The sequence below is a fragment of the Pontiella desulfatans genome, assembly GCF_900890425.1.
Classification (GTDB): domain Bacteria; phylum Verrucomicrobiota; class Kiritimatiellia; order Kiritimatiellales; family Pontiellaceae; genus Pontiella; species Pontiella desulfatans.
Genome location: NZ_CAAHFG010000001.1, coordinates 1,100,663 through 1,126,981, shown reverse-complemented (window position 1 = coordinate 1,126,981; position 26,319 = coordinate 1,100,663). Strand labels below are relative to the sequence as shown.

Annotated in this window: 14 protein-coding genes and 1 tRNA gene; 6 read left to right on the top strand and 9 right to left on the bottom strand. The window is 57.2% G+C overall.

From position 1 onward, the window contains the following. Window positions 1–13: 13 nt before the first annotated feature. The 3 genes from E9954_RS04380 to E9954_RS04370 form a co-directional block, all read right to left on the bottom strand. Window positions 14–2,800: a hypothetical protein gene (locus tag E9954_RS04380; RefSeq protein ID WP_136078008.1), complete on the bottom strand. Its 2,787-nt coding sequence runs from the start codon at window positions 2,798–2,800 to the stop codon at window positions 14–16. A 136-nt stretch (window positions 2,801–2,936) separates the two neighbouring features. Further along, entirely contained in the window at window positions 2,937–4,208 is a 1,272-nt protein-coding gene (locus E9954_RS04375) for a hypothetical protein (RefSeq protein WP_136078007.1), read from the bottom strand. A gap of 184 nt (window positions 4,209–4,392) precedes the next feature. Further along, a complete protein-coding gene (locus tag E9954_RS04370; protein WP_136078006.1) occupies window positions 4,393–6,534 on the bottom strand; it encodes an autotransporter-associated beta strand repeat-containing protein in 2,142 nt (713 codons plus the stop codon). A gap of 395 nt (window positions 6,535–6,929) precedes the next feature. Here E9954_RS04370 and E9954_RS04365 point away from each other — a divergent pair, with 395 nt between their 5' ends. After that, window positions 6,930–7,229, top strand: a complete 300-nt coding sequence (locus tag E9954_RS04365; protein WP_136078005.1) for a hypothetical protein — start codon at window positions 6,930–6,932, stop codon at window positions 7,227–7,229. Between the two features lie 117 nt (window positions 7,230–7,346). On the opposite strand, the gene E9954_RS32290 is transcribed toward E9954_RS04365, so the two are convergent. Further along, on the bottom strand, window positions 7,347–7,499 hold the full coding sequence (locus tag E9954_RS32290) for a hypothetical protein (protein ID WP_168441959.1): 153 nt from the start codon (window positions 7,497–7,499) through the stop codon (window positions 7,347–7,349). 179 nt (window positions 7,500–7,678) lie between these two features. On the opposite strand from E9954_RS32290, the gene E9954_RS04360 reads away from it, so the two are divergent. The 5 genes from E9954_RS04360 (at window position 7,679) to E9954_RS04340 (ending at window position 21,069) form a co-directional block, all read left to right on the top strand. Further along, entirely contained in the window at window positions 7,679–8,743 is a 1,065-nt protein-coding gene (locus E9954_RS04360; RefSeq protein ID WP_136078004.1) for a hypothetical protein, read from the top strand. A 178-nt stretch (window positions 8,744–8,921) separates the two neighbouring features. Further along, on the top strand, window positions 8,922–13,556 hold the full coding sequence (locus tag E9954_RS04355) for an autotransporter-associated beta strand repeat-containing protein (RefSeq protein WP_168441958.1): 4,635 nt from the start codon (window positions 8,922–8,924) through the stop codon (window positions 13,554–13,556). Between the two features lie 18 nt (window positions 13,557–13,574). Further along, the gene (locus E9954_RS04350) at window positions 13,575–18,116 is read left to right on the top strand and encodes an autotransporter-associated beta strand repeat-containing protein (RefSeq protein WP_168441957.1); all 4,542 of its coding nucleotides are present in this window, start codon (window positions 13,575–13,577) and stop codon (window positions 18,114–18,116) included. 13 nt (window positions 18,117–18,129) lie between these two features. Next, window positions 18,130–19,566, top strand: coding sequence for an alpha-L-fucosidase (locus E9954_RS04345; RefSeq protein ID WP_168441956.1), 1,437 nt, complete (start codon window positions 18,130–18,132; stop codon window positions 19,564–19,566). A gap of 9 nt (window positions 19,567–19,575) precedes the next feature. Further along, window positions 19,576–21,069 carry a sulfatase family protein gene (locus E9954_RS04340; protein WP_136078000.1) on the top strand — a complete coding sequence of 498 codons (1,494 nt, stop codon included), beginning with the start codon at window positions 19,576–19,578 and terminating at the stop codon, window positions 21,067–21,069. A 35-nt stretch (window positions 21,070–21,104) separates the two neighbouring features. Here E9954_RS04340 and E9954_RS04335 read toward each other — a convergent pair whose 3' ends face one another. From E9954_RS04335 to E9954_RS04315, 5 genes are all read right to left on the bottom strand, one after another. Next, window positions 21,105–22,379 (bottom strand): ISL3 family transposase, encoded by a 1,275-nt coding sequence (locus tag E9954_RS04335; RefSeq protein ID WP_136077999.1) that lies wholly within the window; start codon window positions 22,377–22,379, stop codon window positions 21,105–21,107. Between the two features lie 498 nt (window positions 22,380–22,877). After that, window positions 22,878–22,962, bottom strand: a tRNA-Leu gene (locus E9954_RS04330). 126 nt (window positions 22,963–23,088) lie between these two features. Beyond that, the gene (locus tag E9954_RS04325; protein WP_136077998.1) at window positions 23,089–24,171 is read right to left on the bottom strand and encodes a mannose-1-phosphate guanylyltransferase; all 1,083 of its coding nucleotides are present in this window, start codon (window positions 24,169–24,171) and stop codon (window positions 23,089–23,091) included. Window positions 24,172–24,232: 61 nt separating this feature from the next. Further along, window positions 24,233–25,039, bottom strand: a complete 807-nt coding sequence (gene trpA / locus E9954_RS04320) for a tryptophan synthase subunit alpha (protein ID WP_136077997.1) — start codon at window positions 25,037–25,039, stop codon at window positions 24,233–24,235. A gap of 161 nt (window positions 25,040–25,200) precedes the next feature. Further along, a complete protein-coding gene (locus E9954_RS04315) occupies window positions 25,201–26,304 on the bottom strand; it encodes a sodium ion-translocating decarboxylase subunit beta (protein ID WP_342793748.1) in 1,104 nt (367 codons plus the stop codon). Between the last annotated feature and the right edge of the window lie 15 nt (window positions 26,305–26,319).

Here is a 26,319-nt window from a genome sequence, read left to right as displayed (position 1 = left end):
TTTCCTCGTTCAGCTATTCGGCCGGACTGCTTCCGTCTAAAAACTCTTCCACATTGGTTCGTCCGTCCCCATCCACATCCTTTGATGGGTCGGCATCGGCACCGGTTAAGCCATGGCCAGCCGCCCAGGCATCATAATGCGGCATCACCACCTCGGGCGACATGCGGTCAAGCACCACCAAGCGGCCGTATAGCATTCCGCCGGGGGCGAGCTCTTCGTAGAGCGAAACGTTCACGCGATCAATACCGCGTCCATAATAATCGTCCTCAACGGTTTCAACAATCCCATCCTGGCCATCGACCGCAAGGATCCACTCCGTCAGGTTGGTGGTGTACTCAATGGCATGGTAGACTTGGTTCGTTGCTTCGTCCAGACGGCGGTAGTAGACACTGAACGCCACATTGGAACCGGGGTAAACCTCCCAGACCGGCATGTATCCCGAGGCCTCTTCCCGCGCAACGGGCGCCCCGAGGAAATAGGCCAGCCCGTTTTTCAGGCCATCGGAATTCGGGTCGGCCTCAAAAGCGGCGTTGGGCCCGAACATGCCCGACTCCATGGTCGCCCAATGGTCGAACGTTCCTTCCGAAGGTGCGGGAACAACGGCAATGCTGCCATCGATCGCCAAGCGGTTGACCCAAACCCAACCGGGGCCCGGCTGAGCCGGTTCGATCGCCATGGTTGCGCCGGCCGGATACGGCTGGTCGAAGACCTGAAAAATCTGCCCGGAAGAGAAGGTTGCGGCCCCCAGGTTGGAAACCTTCAGCGCCCCGCCGCCGGTTCCCCCCAAGGTTCCGAGCACCTGGAGCCGGTCGCAATTGGGGGTGGCTGCCGGATCGATATCGATCATCAACCCGCCGCCGTTCAGGATCAGGTTGTTGGTGATCGTGATGGCATCGATGGATGCGGCCGATCCGAGCGACAGGCCGCCGGCGTCGAGGATCATGTTTTGAACATCCAGGGAGCCGCCACGAAGGGCCAGCGTACCTGAACCGCTCTTCACCAACGTCCCGCCGCCCGAAACATCGCCGGACAGCTCGACGGCCCCATCTGATTCCACCGTCAATTGGTTGGCTTTCATGTTCAGGTCGGCTTCCAGCCTCAAGGAGGAATTGCTCGAAACGACCCAAGGCTGCCAGGCCTGTATCCACACCGATCCATCCCCCACGATGGACAACTTTTGGTCGGCCGCCGACATGTCGATGCCGCCATAGACCTTGAGTGCGTTGTTGGTCTCCTGCAACGTCAGGGTAACATCCTTGTCGAGGCTGGATTCCACACTCAATTGATACACCAAACGGCTCAGGACGTTGGAATTGAGCACCGGCTGGTTCGCGCCGGCAAAGGCTTCGCTCCAGGACGCAATATCGAGTTTGGTCGATGGTTCTGCGGCGGACACCCAGTTCGAAGCGGTGTTCCACACCGTGTTGGACCCCACGCCCTGCCACTGCGAAACCGGATAGGCATCCACCACCTCAATCGTGCGCGAGAGCTTGACAACCTCGCCCTTCATGTCCGACACCCAGACATATTGCTTTTTCGATCCTGTACTATTCCAGGACTTTCGAAGCACATTGGAGCTGGTATTGACCGAAACGCCTGCCGTCGTCGTCTTCCACATGCAGGAGACGGGATCGCCGTCGGGTTCGTGGGGATTCACGACAAAGTCGTACGACTCCCCCTTGAGCAGGGAATACGGCGCGTTCCAAGTGGGTTCCGGCGCCTGGTTTCCGGGGAAGCTCCCGGTGTTGACCTGAACATCGATGTATTCGTTGGGAGCGGAACCGCCGCGCCCAAGGTTGGTGATGTGCACATCGCCTGCCGAATCGGAAAAGGTTTCGCCCGGCTGGAGCGTTTGGTCGTTGGTGTTCTTGTCAGCGCCGTAATGCAAATCCAACGCCACGGGACTCGTCCCGGACATCCGCGCATCGGTGGCGTCATCCGCCCGCTCCCAGTGAAACACCAGCCCTTGGCGGAAATATTTGTTGTCCTTGTCCGTCGGATCTCCCCCCGAATCAACCTCTTTGAGCTGGCGAGCCCGATATCCCAGCCAAAAATATTTTTTATTGCCGGAAGAACGCTTCACGCGCATGGCACGCCTGAACCCTTCGGGCACGGTGGCATTGAATTCGTCATAGTTATAGAGGCGCACCGTGGCATTGGTGTTTTGCTTCAGGAAATAGTAGTTTGGAATCCATTTGGCCCGCACCTTTTCAGCCACCTCCGTATCCACGGTGCCGGTGGTCATGAACGACCAGACATCGATCACGTCGCTGTTGCCGTTGGAATGGATCGGGTCGTACGGTTCATCCGTCTCAGGTTTTGCAGCCCATCTTTTTTGATGCCCCCACCCGAACGCATGCCCCATTTCGTGGATCATGGCGCCACCGTTGCCGCTCAGCCAGATCTTTCCGCCACCGACCACCCCCTTGTTTCCCGAGGGGTGGGACCCGTGGAAGTAGGCAATGATATCAAAGTCGGCCAGCCGGTAGCCCTGCTTTACCAATTCATTATTGACCGCGTCGTCCAACGCACCGCCCAGATATTGATTGCGATCCAGCGGCAGTTGCACAAAACCGGTTTCGTAGGTCATGTTCATCGCGCCTAGTGAAAATTTCTCGTACTGGAGCTTTGCGCTTCGGAACTTGTTGCTCATGATCGAAGCGGGCGGCGCATCGTTGTAGTTGGCGAAAAAGACCTGAACGCCTATGCAATGGACATTCCCGGTGGTCTTGGCCGCGTGACAGGAAATCCCGCACACCAGTACGCCGCACATCAAAACAACAACCTTCATGATTTTCATACCATCCTCTTCCGCCCATAGGGCCAATCACTCGCGGAACACACCGACAAAACCGTTTCGTTTTAACCTGATTAAAAGATGATGTCCAGCGCACCGCTGCGGCATATCGCCGCAGCACCGTGCGTCGGGCATTGGTCTAATCCGAGATCACGCGATAATATTCATTGCCCTTATCCGCTGACACCGGGACGGTCATCATATTCGTCCCACCGATCCCGATCACATTCGTGTAAACCGTCCATGTCCCGGTAATCAAATCATCCCGGCATTCGATATCATAGCTTTGAAATTCCTGACACTCCCACGTCAACGCAATGCCCTCAACATTGACCGGCGCAACAGCCCCCACTTTTCCGATCGCCTGCGGGACAGGGTTGGTGGTTACCAGATAACCCTCGTAATTGAGCGCATAACCCGACATTCCATTTACCGTAATGTTTGTCACCTGCGCCTCCGTCAACCCGGCACGGTCGGTGCCGAAGCGAATGGAGTCGGCGCCCTCTGTAAAGTTGGCCAGGTTCAAGATGGTAGAGCTGCTCCATATCACCTCGTTCGTATCGGAACAGTCGGCAAATGTGAGTTGGCTCGTTCCCAGCCCCTCGAAATCGATCACAGCCGCGCCGGTCGTCGCGATGTCCAAGAGGCCGAAGTCGCCGTCGAATCCGCCCGTTTTCACGACTGCATCGCGGGTGATCATCAACAACGACGAACTGCTGATGGCATTGTTTGTCGCAAACTGCAAAATGCCGTCCTGAGCCCAGGTCTGTCCGGTCCATTGATTTTGCTCATGGAGGGTCAATGTACCGTCGCCCTCTTTCTTGACCCAAGCAGTAGTTGGTTCACAGGGGGTCTTGAAATGCCAGGTTTGGCCTTCACGGATTTCCACTTCCAGCTTGGTGCCGTCGCCGATTTCAAAAGCACCGGTATCAATGGTCAGGTCGGCGGCGGAACCGGCTAGGTTACCGACCCACCGCTTTCGGGTAATGACGTCACCCGAGGCATTGGTTGTGAAATTCTGCCGAAAAGTTCCGGGACCGGAGAGGTTCATGTTTTTGTCCCCTTGGAAGCGCATGGATATATTGCCGCTGGAGCTGCTTTCGCTGATCGTCATATCACCTTCGAGTGTGATCACAATATCCTGCAGCGCATCGGCTGAAACGCGCAACTCACCAAACACGGCATTGGTGCCGGCGGCAACCGTCGGAGCCGATCTTCCCACTTTGTAATTCGTGGCAAAATCAGCGATGTCATTGTTGCGAGGAACCCGGTTGTTATCGCCCGACCAGTTGGCGTTGGTATGCCAGGTCGTTCCCGCGGTACCATTCCAGTTTTCATTGGCCGCCAGGGCCGTTCCCGCAAATGTGAATACCACCAGTCCCGCTAAAATCCATCCTATTGCTTTCTTCATCGTTGTTTCTCCAGACTCGCTTTTGTTTTTCACCGCCCCTGTACGCCGAAAACCCGCATATGGGAACACTCCTGCTTCCAGATGATTAATAAAGTATCAGCCTCGGTAAGAGCCTGTCTTGTAAAAAAAAAGCACGCTGGTGTAGATCACCGCGTGCTTTTATGCTTTTAGCGATTGAAAGGAGCTACTCGGAAAATGCCGATTCAATCCGGTAGAACTCCGCGGCATTCACGACGGAGGAGGTGACCGACAGCTCCCCGCCGGTTCCCGCGAGGTTGGTGTATGACATCCAAACCGCATCCAGTAGATTGGTCTTGTACTGCACCTCATAACCCTGGCCAACCACGCTGCCCCACGCAAGGGATACGCCAACGCCGGAAACGGTTCCCAACGCAACATCCCCGACCGGCACCGGCCCAACCACCAGATAGCCGCTTTCATCCAGAACCAGGTTTCCTTCCCCGTTGAGGGTGATGTCCGCCAGCTGGGCTTCGGTTAGTGCCGTGCTGTTGGTGCCGAAGCGGATCGAATCCACGCCATCGGTATAGTTGGTGATAACCAGGGTCGAGCCCCATGCAACGCCGGAACTGTCGGCGAACGCAAGGGCATTGGTTCCGGCTCCATCCAGATCGAAGGTCACGCTTCCGTTGATTTCGAGCGTCGAGAAGGAACCGGATACCCCTTCGGCTTCAAGTGTGGTTCCATCGCTGAAAACAACCGCCGAATCTGAACTGAGGGCATTATCCGCTGTCAGCTGAAGCGTTCCCCCGCTGATCGTCGTGTCGCCGCTCCATCCATTGGAACCGCCGAGGATCAGGAGGCCTTCGCCCGTCTTGGTGACGCTGGCCGTGGAAACGTCGGCACTAGTCTGGATATCCACCGTGCGCAATGCATCCACATTGATCGTCAGGGCCACGCCGTTCGAGATTACGAACGAATCCGTATCGATGGCCAAATCGCCGCCATTGGTGCTGGCGACGTCCCAAAGCGGATCGGACTCGGTGCCGGGCAACTGCACGAATGCGCCTTCGCCGAAGATCGTCAGGTTGCTTGCAGCGTTTGCCATGTTAATGGATGCCTGGGCAACGCCAAGCGTGGCGCTGGAAGCCACCGTGATTTCCACATCCTGTTCGGGAGCGAGCACCCGCAGCTCATCGACAACCGCGTTCGATGTAACCGTGGGCTGAGAATTGCTCGAAGCAAAAGCGGCATCGAAGATGGCGACGCCGGCCGCACCCGGCACGCTGTTGCTTGCCCAGTTTGCTGCGATGTGCCAATCGGTATTCGTTCCGCCGACCCACTCCTGTTCGTCTGCCGGGACAGGCAACGCAAGATAGCCATCGCTATCGAGGGCATAGCCCGAAACACCGTTTACCGTGATGCCCGCCAGCTGGGTGGGTGTCAAACCGTTGGCATCGGTACCGAAGCGAACAGAATCGACTCCATCCGTAAAGTTGGTGATGTTCAGGGCTGGAGTGCCCCAGGCAACGGCTGAGCTGTCTTTAAACGAAATCTGGCTGGTTCCCACGTTTTCAAAATCGACTATCACGGTTCCGCTGACGTCCACTTTATCGAAATCGCCGTCGTAGCCACCTGTTTTCAGGGTGGTGCCATCGGCAAAAACCAGATCCGAATTTCCGCCAATGGGTTGGTTTGCCCCCAACTGAAGCGTTCCTTGGGAAATAGTCGTATAGCCGGTCAAAATACTCGATCCGCTGAGGGTCAGGGTGCCGGTTCCTATTTTTGTGATATCCCAACCTTTGGCAGTAGCGTAACCACTTATAGAGCTCCCGATCTCCATGGATGAGATTCCGTCAACGTCCAGCAAAAGATCGCACTCCAGCGTGATGCTGCCGGGAGTTACCTTAAGCACACTATTCGAACCAGCAGTCCGCCACGTTACCTCGGAAGCATTGACTGAAGTGCTGAAAATATCGTTGTCCTGCCGCAAACTCCCGCTAAAATCGATCCATAACAGCTGTCCACTGTTGTTTTCAATCGCAAGCCCACTTGTCGAGCGAAGGCGCAGATTATTAGAAGCACCGCCTTCCATGGTGATATCCTGAGCCAACGACGTTCTGGCCCGGAGAAGCTCCGTCAGAAAATCATCGTTCATATTCGGTTTGTTCCATCCAATCGATGCTGAGGTGAATGAAATATAATCTCCTGCGATCGGTCGCACACCGACCCAGTTCTGATTCCGGGTCATCAGTTTGTTATTCGTCGTATCTGTGCCCGTCCATTGCCGATCGAGTCCGTATGCCACCGTTTGCGCACATACGCATGCCAGCATGCCCAGCCCTATCATTCGCATTGTTTTTTTCATCTTCCTAATCCTCCGGTTCAATTTCGGTTTTGCTACGAAACTACGAACAAACACCCATCCCAGCAATGTCTCTGCTTTGGAGAGCTTGAGCTTGAGTTAATCTAGCAAAGAAGGGAATTTGGCGTCTTGTAGAAAAAAAGCATGCTGGTGTAGATAAATGCTAATTGCAACCATCCCCTTCCCGTTCGTTTGCCGATGAGAATGTACACCGACACGCTTTTTTTCTACAAGACAAGCCGGGTTGCACATTGCTACAAAACAACATTGCCTACAAGTAGACCAAACCATCTGGTTTGCGGAGTCTGCGGGCGGGGGCGAAAAGTTGCCCTGCACCGAGTGAAGGCTTTTTTGAAGAAACCAGCGGGAAAAACCCCGACAACCAAAGGAAAAAAGAAATGAAGAAATTATTCATCTTGGCACTGATCGCATGCATCGGCATCACCGTACAGGCTGGAGAAAAGAAAAAGGACGAAGGCAAAGGCAAGCCGAAGGTCACCACCAAGGAATCGTATGTGGCCTGGCGCAAGGCTGAAGCCGAGAAAGCCGGCAAGAAATTCGACCAAGCCGCGGCCGAAGCCCACTTCGACAAGCGCGACAAAAACAAAGACGGCAAGTTGACCGGCGACGAAAAAGGGAAACCCAAAGGCAAAAAGAAAAAGGGCGCTGAAAAAGAAGAAGTAGCCGAGAAGAAATAAGTCAAGAAGAAAAAAGCTAAAAAGAAAGAAGTCGAAAAGAAATAGGCGGATCGTCTATCTGCAATACGGAAACCGGGTCAAGCGCCCGGTTTTTTTGTGCCCCACGCGCCTCACGCGCTACAGCCCGTCCTGTTTAACGAACGTATCTACATACACCAGCACAAGATGCCACCCTCCACCTTCTGATAGGTTGTGATCCAGATCGGCGGACGGGCTCTGCGCATGGGCTTTGCGGACGCCCGCCATGCCGGGGACATGGCCTACACGCATTTTCCAAGGGCTGGACGCAATTCGCAAAAATGTACACCAGCATGCTTTTATACTACAAGACGCTCCCTCCCCCACCTGTTAGCTTATACCCTCAATAAAGCAGATAACTGTGTATTGAACTACGTCCGCTGGAGTCATCCAACGAGCAACGGGAAAAGAGAGAACAGGAGAAAAAGAACATGAAAAAAACAATGGGAATGATGGGATTGGCCCTGGTGGCGATTCTGGCCGTACAATCGGCCGTTTACGGTACCACCAGGTCCTGGAAGGGTACCGATAGCGTCAACAATAGACTTATGTCCCGTGACGGGAACTGGGTGGGTGTCAAACCGGGGTCGGGCGACATTATGCAATTCAATTCAAGCTCTACTGGTAGCGGTGCACCGAACATGAATGCCAACTTCCTTGTTGAGAAGATCAAGGTAGCGAGCAACCTGCCGAAAAACGTCAAAATGACCGGCAGTGCCGCCAACAGCCTGCGTGTTCGCTCGGTTAGTAGCGTCGGCCTCCAACAAGACAGCGCTTACGATTATTGGCTTAATATCGGTGGAGAATTCTGGCAGGACAACGCCGTTCACGCCGACAACGGCGGAGGCACTGTGTCTGAAGTGACATGGTCAGCCACCGGCGCCGGTGATCTTATCATCGAGAGCGGTTCAGTATTACTGGATCAGGATATGAACATGGAAGTCACAGGGGCCGGAGTTATTGATATCAGAACCGCTATGGCTGGTGGCACCCGGGATGTCAGAAAGACAGGCGCCGGCACCTTGATTTACGGTGCAGCGATGGCCATTGACGGCACCGTGACCGTCGAAGGCGGAACGTTACAATTGGGTGCGGCACAGGCCGTCAACAGTGCTTCAGCCATGGCCTTCAACGACGGAACCACACTGGTAACCGGCGGTTTCGGCGGCGACTTCAACACCCTCGAAGTCAACGGTACCGTGACCTTTGATTTAGGTGGACTGGGATCAAGTGTTCTCTCCTTCGATGACAGCTCAGCCGTCGCCTGGGGAACCACGCTGGATATCATCAACTACACCGCAGGCGATTCGATTCAGTTCGGCATCGATGGCAATGGATTGTCGGAAACCCAACTGGCCGGTATCACGATCAACGGCTCATCGGAAGGCATCGCCCTCGACAGCCAAGGCTACCTGATCCCGGAACCGGCCAGCGTCGGTCTGGCCCTCTTCAGCGGCCTGGGCATGCTCTTCATCCGCCGCCGTTTCATGATCTAGTTCGTTTAGCACTCTTTCGCAGCCCCGGCCCACCCGCCGGGGCTTTTTTTGTTCATGATCCGCGTACACCAGCGTGCTTAATTTCTACAAGACATGCCCTGCCCCTTTTCGTTAGCTTGGCCATGTTGCTACAAATATCCAGTCCATACAAAACCGCTGGAACCGGATGGTATTCTTTATGACTAGAAACTCCCTTATCCACTGGGCGAGGAGCGTGTGCAACCATGCGTTGTTCCTCCCAACCCTGCTCCTTGCGTTTGCTTGCTCCGGTGCGCATGCCGTCACGATTTCGACCACCAAATGGCAGGGCGACACCAGTGCCAATTGGTTCACCGGATCGAACTGGTCGGTGGGGGTGCCAAGCGAAGATGTCGTGGCCATTTTCACCACCGATTTCACTTCAGGAAACAGTCAACCGACCGTGACCGCCGCCGACATCATCGACGAAATTCGAATCATCCAGCCCGCCAAAGACGTGACCATCACCATTCCCGCCGGAACCTCGCTCAGCGTGGACAACAACACGGGACTGGATGGACGATCCATCTCCATGAACGCCGCGCGGAAAAACCTGACCATCATCGGCGACGGCACTTTCGTCCAGCGCAACGCCAATGGCGATTCGACCTGGCTGATTACCAGCGGGCAGCCCATTGGCGATCTAACCATTGAAACCGCCGCACTGGAGATCGAAAGCCAGACCCTCACCATCAGTGCCGGCTCGGCGCGCACCGTCAACATTGTCCCCGCCGTATCCCCCACCACCGCCGGCATCAAGAAGACCGGCTCCGGCCGGCTGATCCTGCACGGGCAGAATCAATGGAGCGGGCCAACCACCATTTCAAACGGCACGCTGGAATTCGGCACCAACCAGGCCGTCTCCAGCTCCTCCCCCGTGGTCTTCAACAACAATGCCGTGCTCGAACCCGGCGGGCACGACGGCCAGTTTTCCACCCTGGCGGTCAACAGCCACGTAGTCTTCGATTTTGAAAGCACCGGCGCAAGCCATCTCGCATTCGCCGACTCTTCCAGCATTGCCTGGACTACACCGAACCTGATCATTACCAACTTCACGCCCGGCACCGACTCCATCCGTTTCGGCACTACCGCCGGCGGACTTTCGCCCGCCCAATTGGCGGGCATCACCCTCAACGGCAGCTCCAACCTCGCCCTGCTCTCCAGCGGCTACCTTGCCTTCGCCCCGGACTTTGCAACGGTCGGCGAATACCACTGGGACGGCGATTCGGGCCATGCATGGGAGACCGCCTCGAACTGGATCAGCAACGCGGTGCCCCCCGACAATGCCGTTGCGCTGTTCGACACCCCCTTTTCGGCACCGAACGCACAGCCGACGATCCATGCAGGCACCGGCGTGGATGAGCTACGGGTGCTCGCTCCTGAAAAGGATGTCGTTCTCACAATCGTCTCCAACACCCTGTTCAACATCGGCCACAACACCGAAGGCAACCACCACGCCATCGAGATGGCATCCGCAACCCGGGCCCTCACTATTCTGGGACAAGGGCACCTGGCACAAGGTTGCGGTGAATATGCCGATCCCCTTTGGAACATTACCGGAGCGGGCGACCTGACCATCAGCCCCGCGCAGTTCAGCATTTCCAACAACGTTGCCCTCACCATCAACACGGGAGCAGAACGAACCGTCGGCATCAATACCGCCTGCAATCCCACCTTGGCCAGTGTCCGAAAAACCGGCGCCGGCCGGCTCATTCTGAGCGGACAAAACCAATGGCAGGGTAAGACCACCGTCGATGCCGGCACGCTCCGGTTCGCGACCCACCAACCGCTGGATGCCTCCTCCGCACTCATCCTCAATGCCGGTTCGATCCTTGAAACCGGCGGACATGGCGGCACTTTTTCCACACTGGAAGTCAACGGCCCGGCCACCCTCGACTTCGGCAACGCCGGCACCTCCCAACTGGCCTTCTTGGATAGCTCCGCCGAAACCTGGTCGCTCCCGACCCTGACCATCACCAACTTTACACAGGGCACCGATTCCATCCGCTTCGGCACCGACCAGCTCACCCTCGACGCCGACGGTTATCTTGTGGTGGAACAGCCCGAGCCCATTCAGGAATACTACATCGACCCCGCCCTCGGGGACGAGACCCATCCGGGCACCGAGACCGAACCCTTCCGCACCATTGAACAGGCGCGCGATGCCGTGCGTCTGATTAACGGCGCCATGACCAAGGATATTGTCGTCTACCTGCGCGGTGGCACCTATGCGGTTGAACAAACCATCGAACTGGACGAACGCGACTCCGGCACCAACGGGTTCAACATCATCTACCGCAACTATCCCAACGAAGCGCCGATTCTCGAAGGCGGAGTTCCAATCACTGGATGGACGCCGCTCAGCAACGGAATCTGGCAGGCCGGCGTCGGCGATTTCGAATTTCTCCAGCTCTATGTCAACAACAGGCTGGCCCAGCGCGCCCGCTTCCCGGAGTCTGGACAGGAAAACGAAATCCTCAATAACGACAAAATCAACAAGAAGGTCAAAATCAACAAGGGGCAAATCAGCAACTGGTCGAACCTCAACCGCGTCCAGATGGTTATCGGCCGTTCCTTCACCCTCGCCCGCCTGCGCATCGACTCCATCGAGGAATACGCCACCTTCGACAAGGTGATCCCCATGGAGCCCGAGCGCACCAACTTCTTCAACGCCGACGGCCCGCTCGACGGATCGCCCTCGTTCTACTACGAAAACCACTTCTCCTTCCTCGACACCCCCGGCGAGTGGTTCCTCGATGTCGACACCGGCACCGTCTACTACATGCCGCGCCCCGGCGAAGACCTTTCCGTAATGGAAGCGATTGCCCCGGCCACCGAACGGCTGCTCTCCATCGAGAATGCGGAAAACATCACCCTCTTCGGCCTCACCTTCCAGCACAGCGCCTGGAACGCCCCGGCGACCGAGGGCATGGCCCAGCGGCAGGCCGGCATGCGCATCACGCTAGCCAGCAAATTCACCGTCAACCCCTCGGCCGTCTACTTCAAGCGAATAAACGACGTGCGCGTCGAACGCTGCATCTTCCGCCAAATGGGCGTCAATGCCGTCAACTTCGATGTCGGCACCCGCGACAACGTGATGGTCGGCAATGTGTTTTCAGAAATCGCCGACACCGGCATCGTCTACGACATCGACAACAAGCGCGGCCAAAGCGGAGCGGATCTCAGCCTCGACGACACCTTCGACTCCAACTATTTCTTCCACATGGGCAACATCTACTATGGCGGCGGCGCCATGTTCACCTTCTGGCCGGACTCGATCAGCATCGTCCACAACGAAATCGCCTATACCGGCGGGCTGGGCCTCAACCTCGGCTGGGGCGCCACCCACGCAACCACCTGCTTCCAGGCGCCCTACGTGGCCTACAACCGCATCCACGATGCCGCCGTATGGTGCCGCGACAGCGGCGCCATCCACACCAAGAGCGACTCCAGCGGCGGCGTCATCTACAAAAACTGGATCTACAACGTCAACACCGTGGACTGGTGGAAGACCGGCCCAAGCCGCACCATCAACGGCATCCACCTCGACGACAACACCGAAAACTACACCATCCAGGACAATGTCTTCATGAACTGCGAGTCCTACGACATCCGCACGAAAGAGGGCGTCAACGACATCACCATGCTCAACAACGGCGGGCAGAGCCAGGCCACCAAGGACGAATCGGGGCTGCGCATGGGCTACCGCGACATCAAAAACTTCCACCAAGGCGGCGCCATCGGCCGCGACCTGATGCCCGGCGAACTCTACACTGGCGCACCATCCGCCCCGCTCTCCCTCCTTTTCGAGGATCTCTTCGACAGCGAGGCCACGGGCGCCGCACCGGCCGGATATTCCGTAGCAACGGCCTCCGGCTGCACCGCAAGCATCAGCGATGTTCCTGGCGGCGGAAACCGCAGCCTGCGCATGGACGATGGCAACAGCGGCGACGTCGGCGTTGATATATCCAAATCCTTCATTCCGCAAAGCGAGCGGGTTTCCTGCGAGTTTCGGGTCAAGCCGGGGCAGACCGGCAACAACCTTTTCTTCTCCTTCCGCGATGCCGAAGACCGCGAAGCCTGCCAAGTTGGCTTTAGTGCAAGCGCCCTGCTCCGCTACTACTACCGCACCGACAACTACGAAAACCTGGGAGGCTATTCCACCGACACCTGGTACACGATCCGGGTCGAGGCCGATGTGGAACAACAGCTCTACAGCGTCTGGGTCAACGGCAACCTCGCCATGGGCGACGCCCTTTTCATGAACGACCAGCGCACCGGAAACCTTGCCGAACGCGTTGAATCGATTGATGCCGTCAATCTGTACAACAGCTACGGCACCGGACATTTCGACATCGATTACATTCGGGTCGAAGGCGACGCCCCCTACGGCCTCTCCACGGAACAGGGCACGCCCCGGAGCTGGCTCGACACGCATCATGACACCTCCGGATGGACTGCCGCCGACTTTGAATTGTTCGACTTCGCCGACGTTGATGGCGATGGGAAGAAAGGCTGGGAAGAGTGGACCGCCGGCACCGACCCCAACAACAGCGGCAGCATTTTCAAGATCTCCGACACAGCGGCAAATTCGGGACTCAGCCTTTCCTGGAACTCCGTTGCCGGGCGTTACTACACGGTGCAATCCGCCGAAAACCCGGACGGTCCGTGGAACAATGTTGCCGATGCCGCATATGTCAACAAGCCGGGTACCGGCTCGACCATTCACTATTTCGAAGGCACCCTGCCCGACAACCACCGCTTCTTCCGGATTGTGGCTTCACCTACCGAGTAATCGACTATGAAATACACCATGAGATGGCTAGGCTTGGCCCTGATAGCATTCCTGCTTGCGGAACCAGCAGCCTACGGAGCCTACCGTTCATGGAAGGGCAACCAGATCAACGGCAACATGACCCAGGTTGCAAACTGGACCACCGGCCAGCCGCCCGGAGCGGGCGACGTTATGGTGTTCAATAAATATTTCACCGGCAACAAGCAGCCGCACATGAACAAAAGCTTCTTGGTCGAACAGGTCAAGGCCAGCGCAAACCTCTCCAAAAACATCACAATGAGCGGCGGAACCCAGTGGCAATTCCGCATCCGCTCGCTCGAAGGCATCGGCATTCTCCAACAAAGCGGGAAACGGCTCTGGCTCGGCAACGGCGGACAGCTATGGCAGGACAACGACATTAATCCCGGCACTTCCTCAAACACCGTAATGTGGAAAGTCACGGGTTCGAACAGCACCTTGATCGTCGATTCCGCAAGCATCCGGTTCGATCCCCACATGATCCTTCACGCCGATGCGGACAGCAACACCATCGATCTGCGGTGCGGAGTGATCCCAACAACCAAGAGCGTCACAAAAACCGGCGACGGCCTCTTGATCCTCAGGGCAGCGAACGAATGGGCCGGTGAAACCGTTATCGAAAAAGGCACCCTCCAGCTAGCAGTGGACCAGCCCGTTTCTTCGCTCTCTCCCATGGCTTTCAACCATGGAACCTCCCTCAAGACGGGCGGCTATGGCGGCGATTTCTCCACGCTGGAAATCGCGGGCGCGACGACCTTCGATTTCGAAAACCTTGGCACAAGCCAGCTCTCTTTTTCCGACTCCTCGGGCATCCTCTGGACCAACGCAAGCCTGGCCATCACCAACTTCACCGAGGGGAGCGACCTTATCCGGTTCGGCACCGACGGCAATGGACTGGCCGCCGCCCAGCTGGCGGCAATCTCCTTGAACGGCGCAACCAACGCCAGCCTCAACAGCAGCGGCTATCTGATTGCCGAAGCAAGCACCCCGACCGGCACAGAGCGCAGCTGGCAGGGCGATGCCGACCCCCTATGGTTCACCGCCGCAAACTGGGCAGGCAACACCGTTGCGGGCAGCAACGAGGTTGCGGCCTTCCAGTCCAGCTTCGCGTCGAACAACTTTCAACCAACGGTCACAGCAGATGCTTTCATCGCCGAGCTTCGGGTTGTGGATCCAGGGCAGGATGTCGCGGTTTCGGTGGACTCCAACGCAACCTTGAGCCTGGCCCACAATACGGAAGGTTCGCATGATTCAATCCAAATGGAGGCGGCTTCGCGAAACCTGGTCTTGGCTGGAGAAGGCGCATTCATGCAGCAATCCGGCCACGCCGCGGATCCCCGATGGAACATTACCGGCAGCGGCGACCTGACGATCGACACCGGCTGGTTCGGCTTGGCATCCAATATAAACCTCACCATCGATGTCGGCCCCTTGCGCACCGTCGACATTAAATCAGGCGCCGGCACCACTACCGCCAGCATCCGGAAAACCGGAGAGGGCCTATTGATCCTTGGCGGCGAAAATGGATGGCAAGGCGCCACGACCATCGATGCGGGAACCCTCCGGCTGGCAACCAACAATGCAATCGACGCCAACTCGCCTCTGGTTTTCAATGATGGAACGATCTTGGAGACCGGCGGATGTGACGGCGGTTTCCAATCGTTGGAAGTCAACGGCTCCGTCATCATTGATTTCCAAAACATGAGTTCAAGCCAGCTCTCCTTCCCCAACCTTTCCGGCACGGCGTGGACTGCGCCCAACTTGGCCATTGCCAACTTTACCGAAAGCAGCGACTCCATCCGGTTCGGCACCGATGAAAACGGACTGACGGAAGAGCAACTGGAAGGCATCACCCTCAACGGCAGCGGCGAGATCGCCCTCGACCGCGAAGGGTATCTCATCATACCAGGGCCCTACAACCCGCAGGCGGAATTCTTCATTGATCCTGCCGTCGGCGACGACGCCAATCCCGGCACCGAAGCCGCGCCCTTCCGTACCATCGAAGCGGCGCGCGACGCCGTGCGGCTGATCAACGGCGCCATGACCAACGACATCGTTGTCTACCTTCGCGGCGGCACCTATCCGATCGAGCAAACCATCGAATTCGACGAGCGCGATTCCGGAACCAACTATTTCAACGTGGTCTACCGCAACTATCCCAACGAAGCCCCGGTGCTCGAAGGCGGCGAACCCATCATCGGATGGACGCCGCTGAGCAACGGCATCTGGCAGGCCGGTGTCGGCGGCTTTGAATTCATCCAGCTCTACGTCAACAACAAGCCGGCCCAGCGCGCCCGCTATCCCGAAGCCGGGCAGGAAAACCGAATCGAGGCCAACAACAACACGACCGACAAGATCCAGATTGAACACGCCTATGTGGACGGCGTCCGCAACCTGTCCAACCTGAGCCGCGTCCAGTTGGTGCTGGCCCGTTCCTTCACCCTTTCGCGCGTCCGGATCGCCAGCATCAGCACCAGCGGCACCTATGCCAATGTGACGCCGATGGAGCCCGACCGCACCAACCATTTCGACGTTCAGGACAAGCCTTCAAGCTCCATCAGCGGCAAGCCGTCGTTCTACTTCGAAAACCACTTCTCGTTCCTCGACACCCCCGGCGAATGGTTCCTCGATGTGGATGCCGACACCGTGTACTACATGCCCCGCCCCGGCGAAGATCTTTCCGTAATGCAGGCCGTGGCGCCAAAAACCGAACGGCTGCTTTCCATGGTGAAGACCACCAACACGACCCTGTTCGGGCTTACCTTCCAGCATAGCTCATGGAACGCTCCGCAAACCGAAGGCATGGTGCAGCGGCAGGCGGGACTGCACATCACCCCCGCAGACAAAGACACGATCAATCCGGCGGCGCTCTACTTCAAGAAAATCCGCAACGTGCGGATCGAGCGCTGCATCTTCCGCCAGATGGGCGGCAACGGGATCAACTTCGACACCGGAACCCAGGACAACATGATCGTCGGAAATGTGTTTTCCGAGATCGCCGACACCGCCATCGGATACGACATCGACGAAGCCAGGAGCAAGACCCAAAACCCCAACAACCTCAGCAAGAACGACACCTTCGACTCCAACTATTTCTTCCACATGGGCGCCATCTATTCCGGCGGCGGAGCCATGTTCGCCTTCTGGCCGGATTCGATCCAAATCGTCCACAACGAAATTGCCTACACCGGCGGACTTGGAATAAACATCGGATGGGGAGCCGAGTCCGCGGCAACCGCCCTCAAGGCGCCCAACATCTCATACAACCGCATCCACGACGCGGCGGTGTGGTGCCGCGACAGCGGCGGCATCCATACCAAGAGCGACTCCAGCGGCGGCATCATCTACAAAAACTGGATCTACAACATGAACACCGTGAACTGGTGGGCAACAGGCCCCTCCCGCACGGTCAACGGCGCACACCTCGACGACAACACCGAAAACTACACCCTCCAAGACAACGTGTTCATGAACTGCGAGTCGCACGACATCCGCACCAAGTCCGGCGTCTACGTCGTGCAAATCGACAACGGCGGGCAGAGCCAAACCACCAAGGACGATTCCGGAATCCGCCCCGGCTACCGCGACATCAAAAACTTCCACCAAGGCGGCGCCATCGGCCGCGGCCTGATGCCCGGCGAACTCTACGAGGGCTCCGAAAGCCAGCCGCTGGCCGTGCTTTTCAACAACACGTCCGTCACCGGAAGCGTAGTGGAAGCGACCTTCGCACCCCAGGCAGGCAGCGTGGCGTGCGAGTTCCGGGTAAAACCGAACCAGGTCTCCAACAGCTTCTACATCCAACTCTTCGACGGCAACGGCCGCGACGCTTGCAAGGTCGGCTTCGCAGCGAACGGGAAGCTCCGCTACTACTACCGTTCGGACAACGCAGCCGACTTCAAAAACTACACGTCCAACACCTGGTGCACGATCCGCATCGAAGCAAACGTCGTCAAGCAGGTCTACAGCCTCTGGATCGACGGAAACCTCGCCATGGGCGACGCCCTCTTTATGCAAAACAAGATCGGCGGCTTGGCCAAGCGCGTTGGCTCCATCGAGCGAATCTTGCTCGACAGCGGTGCCGGCTCGTTCGACATCGACTATATCCAGGTTGAAGGCGACGCCCCCGCCGGCCTATCCACCAGCAGCGGCACGCCGCGCGCCTGGTTGGAAGAGCACCACGACACCACCGGCTGGACCGCCGCCGACTTCGAGCTGTTCGACCTCGCCGACCGCGACGGCGACGGCGAACCTGCCTGGAAGGAATGGATTGCCGGCACCGACCCGGCCGACTCCGCGAGCATCTTTAAAATCGCCGATACAGCTTCCGTTGCAGGCCTTAGCATTTCATGGAACTCCCTTGCCGGGCGCTGCTACACCGTGCAATCGGCGGAGTCGCCCGCCGGGCCATGGAGCGATGTCGGCGATTCCGAATTTGTGTCCAAACCCGGAACCGGATCAACCATCCACTATTTCGAGGGCACCCTGCCGGAAAGCCACCGGTTCTTCCGGATCATGGTTTCGAATATAGATTGGAATGAATAATGGAGAATCGAGCATGATGAACAAACACCTCATCCTAGGCCTGGCATTGGCCTGGTCGTCAGGTGCCTGCGGAAAAGTTACCGGCCACGGCCCCATGAGAGCCTCGCAACGGGTAGCGGAAAATGCCGAAAGCGAAGATGCCTACCACGCCCGCATGCAGTGGTGGGACGACGCCCGCTTCGGACTCTTCATCCACTGGGGACTCTACGCCGTCGCCGGGGGCGAGTGGCAGGGTGTCGACCACGGGAAGGAACATGGGAAAGCCAGTGCTGAGTGGGTGATGCTCCAGGCGAACCTTGACGCGGAAACATATGGGAGCGCCCTTGCCCCGCAGTTCAACCCCGTTGAGTTCGATGCCGCAAAATGGGTGTCCCACGCGCTTGGAGCGGGAATGAAGTATATGGTCATCACCGCCAAGCACCATGACGGATTCAGCATGTACGGCTCGGAGCACACGGAATACGACATCATCGACGCCACCCCGTTTACGCGCGATCCCATCAAGGAGCTTGCGCAGGAATGCAAAAAACAGGGACTGCGATTTGGGGTCTACTATTCCCACCGCATCGACTGGAAACGCCGGCCAACGACCTGGGAAACCCGCAGCAAGATGCCCAAGGCCTCGCCGGAATACATTGACTTCACCAAGAGACAACTGACCGAGCTGTTGACTAAATATCCGGAAATCGAAATCCTCTGGTTCGACCTTGGTAAAGACGAACCCCAGAATCGCGACTATGTCGAGATTGTGCGTCAACATGCGCCGGACTGCATCGTGGCCGGACGCATCGGCAAAGCCAACGGCGACATCCTTGGCGACTACCTGAGCCTGGGCGACCGCCGGATTCCGCCCCGCAGCCTCAAGGGCTATGCCGAAACCTGCATGACCATACGGCTGAACTGGGGCTATGACCGCAACGACGAAAACTGGAAATCCCCCAAGATGCTGCTCGACATGTTCGTCCTCACCGCGGCGCGCGGTGCCAACATGATTCTCAACGTGGGGCCCCGCCCGGACGGGGAATGGACCGACGAAGAGATCCATGGCCTGGAAAGCCTTGGCAAGTGGATGCGGCGCAATGGAGAAGCGTTCCATGGCACCAAGGCCTCCCCCTTCAACTGGGACTTCCACTGGGGAACCATCACTACGCGCGACAACACACTCTATCTCCACGTCATGAACAGACCCGCCAACGGACGTATCGAAGTGACGGGCTTGCAGAGCAAACCCTTGAAGGCATCGCTGGTGGGCGACGCGGCATTGAACCTCTGGATAGACACCGGAGAAAACAGCTTTGCCGTCGACATGGCACCGGTCAAGAAAGGACAGTTGATTGATGTGATCCGCGTGGAAATCGAAGAGCAGACTGCCACGGTCTCGCCCGGTGCGAACGGCAAATACCATTTCAAGCACTACGAAGAGCCGCTCATCCTCATACCCAGGAAATAGGAGACAACGATGAACCATAGAACTGTACTAGCCTGCATCGCCCTTGCGGCAACAACCCTTGCCAGCGCCTCCAACCCCAACATTATCTACATCCTCTGCGACGACCTCGGCTATGGTGACGTCGGCATCTGCAACCCCGACGGAAAGATTTCCACGCCGTACATGGATCGCCTTGGCCACGAAGGCATGGTCTTCACCGACGCCCACTCCGGCTCCGCGGTCTGCACGCCCACCCGCTACGGCGTGCTGACGGGTCGCTACTGCTGGCGCTCGCGCCTCAAGCGAAGCGTGCTAAAGGGCTACTCGAAGCACCTGATCGAGGAAGGCCGCACAACGGTCGCCTCCCTGCTCAAAGACCAAGGCTACCATACCGCCTTTATTGGCAAGTGGCACATGGGGTGGGACTGGAGCCTGCCCAAAGGATTCGACGTCCGCTCCATTAGCTACGAGACTAATCCGCCCGTCGATTATTCCAAGCCGGTCAAAAACGGCCCCAAGGAAAATGGATTCATCTATTCCTACGGCCACTGCGGCTCGCTCGACATGCCGCCTTACGTCTATGTTGAAAACGGCATGCCCACTGCCATTCCCGAAAAGGACACGGTGGTCACGCGGGAAGAATCGAAAAACGGCTGGTGGCGCAAAGGCCCTACCTCTCCCGACTTCGACCATTGGGACGTGCTGCCCAACTTTACCCGCCGCGCAGTCAAGTATGTCGAGGAGCAGGCAAAAACCGATGCGCCGTTTTTCCTCTACCTCCCTCTGCCCTCGCCGCACACCCCGGTTTTGCCCACAAAGGAATTCGTGGGGAAGAGCGGCATCGACAGCATCTATGCCGACTTCACCCTGATGACTGACAACTGCATCGGCCAAGTGATGAAAGCCGTTGAAAAGGCCGGGGTATCCGACAACACGCTGATCATCGTCACCAGCGATAACGGATGCTCGCCGCAGGCCGACTTTGAAGAGCTGCTCACGCAGGGGCACAACCCCAGCCACATCTACCGGGGCTCCAAGGCCGACATCTTCGAAGGCGGCCACCGCGTGCCCTTCATTGTCCGCTGGCCGGCCAAGGTGAAGGCCGGGTCGGTTTGCGCCGACACCACATGCCTGACCGACCTCATGGCCACCTGCGCCGAGATCGCCGGCACCAAGCTTCCCACCAACGCTGGCGAAGATTCTACCAGCATGCTACCCAACCTCCTGGGGACAGCGAAAAAACCGGTGCGAGAAGCCACCGTCCACCATTCCATCGACGGCACGTTCGCCATCCGTCAAGGCAAGTGGAAATTCATTGCCGCCCCACATTCCGGCGGATGGTCCAGCCCCCGCCAGAAGGAGAAGGAGTTATGGAAGGATCTGCCAAACGTCCAACTCTACAACCTCGAAGTCGACCCCGGGGAAACCACCAATTTACAAGATCAACATCCCGAAGTCGTCGAGCGATTGAAGGTGCTGATCAAGAAATACAAGAGCGAAGGCCGCAGCACACCCGCCCTTTAAAAGGAACCGATCAATGATTTGAATTAGGCTCTTCGCTACTTTGAATGGATAGGCTCATCCACAGCAGGTAGTTTCAGCTTACTGCCGACGAAGTAAATCATCATAATGAAGTTCTCATCGTTTCGATATCCGCGCGCACGGCGCTTGACCATCTGGAACATATTGTTGATCCCTTCCATATAAGCATTGGTAATTCGGTGTTCCCAGTGTTTCAGGATTCCCGCAAGATGCTTTTCAATGCACATAGCTACCTTGACCATAATCGATAAAAGACCGTAGCGGGCATGCTTCGCTTTCTGCCGAACCCATCGGCACCAGGCCAGAAGACGGCTTTCTGCGCGTTCTACACGGGGGAGCTGGTAGATGTCTTGCAGGCATAGACGCATTTGATAAGCCTGCGCCGTGATTAAGTTTTCCTGGTCGATCCGTTTCAGGCGATCGGCTTGTTGCTCGGTAAGGTTTTCCGGATTCTTCAGCCAGATCCAGCGGGTGAGCTTCAAATCGTTGTAGCAACCGCCCCGGCGGATCTCTGCGCGTCGAATATCCCCGACGGCCTTGTTCGTCTTGGCGATGAGATGATACTTGTCGAATACCACTTCGGCTTGTGGGCAGGTTTCGGCAACGCCTTTTTTGAATGCCACCGACATATCCATGCTCACACACTCTATTTGTTCTGCTTTTGCGGAGTGTTTCTCCAGCTCTTTGACGAAGGCCTTCCAGGTAGAGGAGTCCTTCCCCGGGACGGAATACAGCACCCGCTTGGCTACCAAATCGGCAAAGATGGTCACATAGTTATGGCCCTTGCGGCAGGCGAGTTCATCCACCCCGACACACGTCGTTTCGCTGAAGTCGAGTTGCCTGTAGGCCACCGCAACATGCCGAGCCAGGATGCGCCACAGCCGCGTGTCTGTTTCCTGGATAAACTCCGCCGCCTTTTTAACCGGCATTTCGCGCATCAGCAACAAGCTCATGGATTCGAATGCAGCCGTAAAGTGAAGGTTCAACCCTTCCCATGGGGCTTTCGCCTGAAAAATCTTCCCGCATGATTTACAGCGCATTCTCGGCAGCCGTGATTGGATGTAGCACTTGTGCTCAAAGACATTCAAATGCCGCCACTCCCGCTCGCGGCCATGGTCATACAGATCGGTTTCACCATCATCGTCAGGGCAACGTTGTTGCGGTAGAAGGCATGGGAGTTCATGGATCCGCAACCGTACTTCGCCAGAGTCTTTATCGAATTCGAGTTCGGTGATTTCCCAGTCATCACCAAGCCCCAACAGCGTATGGAACAGTTTCTCAGGAGTATTCATGCCTCAGAGGATAGCATGCCTATCCATTCAAAGTAGCGAAGAGCCTTGAATTATCATGGTACTGGCCGCGCTAGAGAGATTTAGAACAACAAAATTCCAGAGCATTGAAATCCATCTCCCACCACCCCACTCAACGCACAAGCCTCTTCTAGGGTGTGCCAATGGTGAGCTTATTATGGCCAATGACAATTCTTTCAGAAGTAAACTGTTTGCAACAGTTCGTTTCACGGCCTTCACCTGAAATATAGACAAAACCGCTATTTAACCGCAGTTTCTATGGGGTTTTCGCTAAATTCGTTTCGGCGAAATGGATATTGTAGAAGAGGTTTTCGATCTCTTGCACTACCAAAGCCGAACAGGACTTAGCGTCCTCGAAATATATTGATGTATTTCAGATGTACTTCAGGAGGTTTGACAGTTTGATCTGTTAGAAACAGAAGTGATCTATTTACAACATCGAATCAGGATACCACCCAACGATAACAGCACGAAAGGTAATGGTGCCGGAGGTGGGACTCGAACCCACACAGATTTCTCCGCGGGATTTTGAATCCCGTGCGTCTACCGATTTCGCCACTCCGGCATGGGGTGGAAAGCCAAGGAAGATACCAAAACCTTCAGGTTTAGCAATAGCTTTTGAAAGCAGAATTTATTTGCGAGTTGCCTCAAATTAAATGACACCAAGGCTGGAACCGTGGTCTTGTCGTTTCTATAGGAGTTCGTCGTAGGAGCCTTTTTCGCGAAGGGCGACGACCATCTTCTTGATATCCTGCGCGCGCTCCTTGGGGCAGACCAGCGTCACACCTTCAGCCTGCACCACAATGAGATCCCTGACGCCGATCACGGCGGTGAGGTGATCCTTGGAGAGAATAATGTTGCCGGAGGCATCGAGGGTTTCGACCTGTCCAATTGGCGTGTTGCCGCTTTCGTCCTGCTCGAAGTGGCTTTCGAGGGCCGGCCATGCACCAACGTCGTCCCAGTGGAAGGTGCCGCAGGCCATGACAATGTTGTCGGCCTTTTCCATGAGGGCATAGTCCACGGAAATCTTTCCGAGGTTTGGATAGGTGGCGTCCATGCCTTCGATGATTTTCCCGTCCTTGGCGTAGCCGGTCAGCGTGTCCATCAGTTCGAGCATTTCGGGGCAATGGGCGCCAAAGGCTTTTTCGAGCACGGCGACCGACCAGATAAACATGCCGGAGTTCCAATAAAACCTGCCGGTGGAGAGATATTCGGTTGCGGTGTCTTCGTCGGGTTTTTCGACAAAGCGCACGGCCTTGCGGAATTCGATGTTTTCAGCGTCTGCAAACTTGTCGCCGGATTCTATGTAGCCAAAGCCGGTTGAAGGAAAGGTGGGTTCGATGCCGATGGTCACGAGGATATCGTTTTGCCCGGCGAGCTCCATGCCGCCCCTGAGCGTGGCGGAAAAGACATCGAGGTCGCCCATCACCTGGTCGGCGGTCAGCACGGCGAATACGCCGTTTTCATCCTTGGCCTTAACCAAGGCCCCGCCGCAAGCAACGGCGGCGGCGGTATCGCGCCCGATCGGTTCGCCGACAATGTTTTCCGGCGGGAGCAGTGGCGCGGCTTCGCGCGTGGCTTCGACCAAGTCGGCGTTGGTGACCACGAAAACATTTTCCGGAGGAACGAGGCCTTCGAGGCGATCAACGGCCTGGGCAATGAGTGGCTTATCGCCAACGAGAGCGAGCAGCTGCTTGGGATGCTTTGAAGTGCTGAGCGGCCAGAAGCGCTCCCCTTTTCCACCCGCCATGATTACTGCGTAACGTCCTGCCATCAGATTCTCCTATTGCTTCGGTTTCAGGGACTGAATTATTCTGTCGCAAAAAATAGTGTGTCTAAACGGCCTTCACCGCATCCACCATCTGTTTCACGAACGCTGCGGCGGTGGCGCGGCCTTCGGCGGTGTGCGGATTGTTGTGGAACGCGTTTACAATGGCGCTGCCCACCACAACGGCGTCGGACAGCCCGGCGGCGTCGCGTGCCTGATCCGGCGTACCGATGCCGAAGCCAAGGGCCACGGTTTGGGCCGAATGATCCTTGATACGCTGAACGAGTGCCCCGGCTCCTTCGGCAATCTCGTCCTGAACCCCGGTCACCCCTTCGCGCGACACGCAATAGATAAACCCGTTGGCGCGCTTGACGATCTTTTCAATGCGCTCGTCGGGTGTTGTTGGAGTAATGAGTTTAATGGAGTTGAGTCCATTATCGCTGAGCGCCTTGCGATATGGAGCCTCTTCCTCCAACGGCAAATCCAGCAACAGGAAACCATCGATGCCCGCCTCGGCGGCCGCGCGAATCGATGCCTCATACCCGCGGGAGAGCAGCGGATTCATGTAGGCGTAGAAAATCATGGGGATTTCGGACTGCTCGCGGATCTTGGCAACACACGCCATCACACCGTCAAACGTAGACCCGGCATCAAGCGCCCGGGTGGCCGCTTCCTGGTTGACGCGGCCATCGGCCAGCGGATCGGAAAACGGCAGGCCGAGTTCAATCAGATCAACCCCGGCTTCTTCAAGGCGTAATACGATATCCACGGTATCTTCAAGGTTTGGATCCCCGGCGGAGAGATAGGCAATGAAGCCCTTCTTTCCCTGCTTTTTCAAATCGGCAAACTTGCGATCGATTCTGGTCTTTTTCATTGGCGTTCCCACGTTGAAATTAAGTCGCGAATTCTACGGATATTTCAGCCCATTGGAAGCACAACAACAAAAAAGGCCGCGCCCGGGGGCACGGCCTTGTCACGCGGGGCAGACATTCCTGTCAGCCCGGGCAGGCAGGAAAGCCTGCCCCACCTGTTTTCCTAGCCAACGAGTGCGAGGAGCACACCGGCCGCAACAGCGGAGCCGATCACGCCAGCCACGTTCGGGCCCATGGCATGCATGAGCAGGAAGTTCTGCGGGTTGGCTTCGAGACCGACCTTGTTGGAAACGCGGGCGGCCATCGGAACCGCGGAAACCCCGGCGGAACCGATCAACGGGTTGATCTGGTCCTTGCTCAGTTTGTTCATCAGCTTGGCCAGCAGCACGCCGGCAGCGGTACCGATCACGAAGGCGCCGAGGCCGAGAGCCAGAATCCCGAGCGTCTGGACGTTCAGGAATTTGTCGGCGGCCAGCTTGGAGCCAACGGCCAGGCCGAGCATGATGGTTACGATGTTGATGAGGGCGTTCTGCGCGGTGTCGGACAGGCGATCCACCACGGTGGATTCCTTCATCAGGTTACCGAGCATGAGCATACCGATCAGCGGGGTGGCCGAAGGCAGCAGCAGCAGGCAGAGCACGAGCACGAGCAACGGGAAGACAATCTTCTCGGTCTTGGAAACGTGGCGTAGCTGCTTCATTTCGATGGCGCGTTCTTCCTTGGTGGTCAGCAGACGCATGATCGGCGGCTGAATGATCGGAACCAACGCCATGTAGGAGTAGGCCGCAACGGCGATTGCCCCCAAGAGGTTTGGCGATAGCCGCGACGCCAGGAAGATGGCGGTCGGTCCGTCGGCCCCACCGATGATGCCGATGGCGGCGGCGTCTTCAAGCGTGAACAGGCCACCCATGAACGTTGCACCCAGCAGGGCGATGAAGATACCGAACTGGGCGGCGGCGCCGAGCAGTGCGGTCTTCGGGTTGGCCAGCAGCGGACCGAAGTCGGTCATGGCCCCCACACCCATGAAGATGAGCAACGGGAACACGCCCGACTCAACACCCACGGTGTAGAAATAATAGAGGAAACCGGCCGGCTGCCCCGGCATCGGCCCGGCGGAAATGCCCGCCATGGGGATGTTGGTCAGGATGGCGCCGAAACCGATCGGCAGCAGCAGCAAAGGCTCGAAGCCTTTCTTGATGGCCAGGAAGATCAGTAGCAGACCGACAAGGATCATCACGAACTGACCCAACCCCGGCGGCAGGGACAGCGGCGGCTCATAGCC

Bases quoted from the DNA above. Each gene is read 5' to 3' on its own strand.
- E9954_RS04380 (WP_136078008.1), bottom strand. From the start codon at position 2,800: ATGAAAATCATGAAGGTTGTTGTTTTGATGTGCGGCGTACTGGTGTGC.
- E9954_RS04375 (WP_136078007.1), bottom strand. From the start codon at position 4,208: ATGAAGAAAGCAATAGGATGGATTTTAGCGGGACTGGTGGTATTCACA.
- E9954_RS04370 (WP_136078006.1), bottom strand. From the start codon at position 6,534: ATGAAAAAAACAATGCGAATGATAGGGCTGGGCATGCTGGCATGCGTA.
- E9954_RS04365 (WP_136078005.1), top strand. From the start codon at position 6,930: ATGAAGAAATTATTCATCTTGGCACTGATCGCATGCATCGGCATCACC.
- E9954_RS32290 (WP_168441959.1), bottom strand. From the start codon at position 7,499: ATGCGTGTAGGCCATGTCCCCGGCATGGCGGGCGTCCGCAAAGCCCAT.
- E9954_RS04360 (WP_136078004.1), top strand. From the start codon at position 7,679: ATGAAAAAAACAATGGGAATGATGGGATTGGCCCTGGTGGCGATTCTG.
- E9954_RS04355 (WP_168441958.1), top strand. From the start codon at position 8,922: ATGACTAGAAACTCCCTTATCCACTGGGCGAGGAGCGTGTGCAACCAT.
- E9954_RS04350 (WP_168441957.1), top strand. From the start codon at position 13,575: ATGAGATGGCTAGGCTTGGCCCTGATAGCATTCCTGCTTGCGGAACCA.
- E9954_RS04345 (WP_168441956.1), top strand. From the start codon at position 18,130: ATGATGAACAAACACCTCATCCTAGGCCTGGCATTGGCCTGGTCGTCA.
- E9954_RS04340 (WP_136078000.1), top strand. From the start codon at position 19,576: ATGAACCATAGAACTGTACTAGCCTGCATCGCCCTTGCGGCAACAACC.
- E9954_RS04335 (WP_136077999.1), bottom strand. From the start codon at position 22,379: ATGAATACTCCTGAGAAACTGTTCCATACGCTGTTGGGGCTTGGTGAT.
- E9954_RS04325 (WP_136077998.1), bottom strand. From the start codon at position 24,171: ATGGCAGGACGTTACGCAGTAATCATGGCGGGTGGAAAAGGGGAGCGC.
- trpA (WP_136077997.1), bottom strand. From the start codon at position 25,039: ATGAAAAAGACCAGAATCGATCGCAAGTTTGCCGATTTGAAAAAGCAG.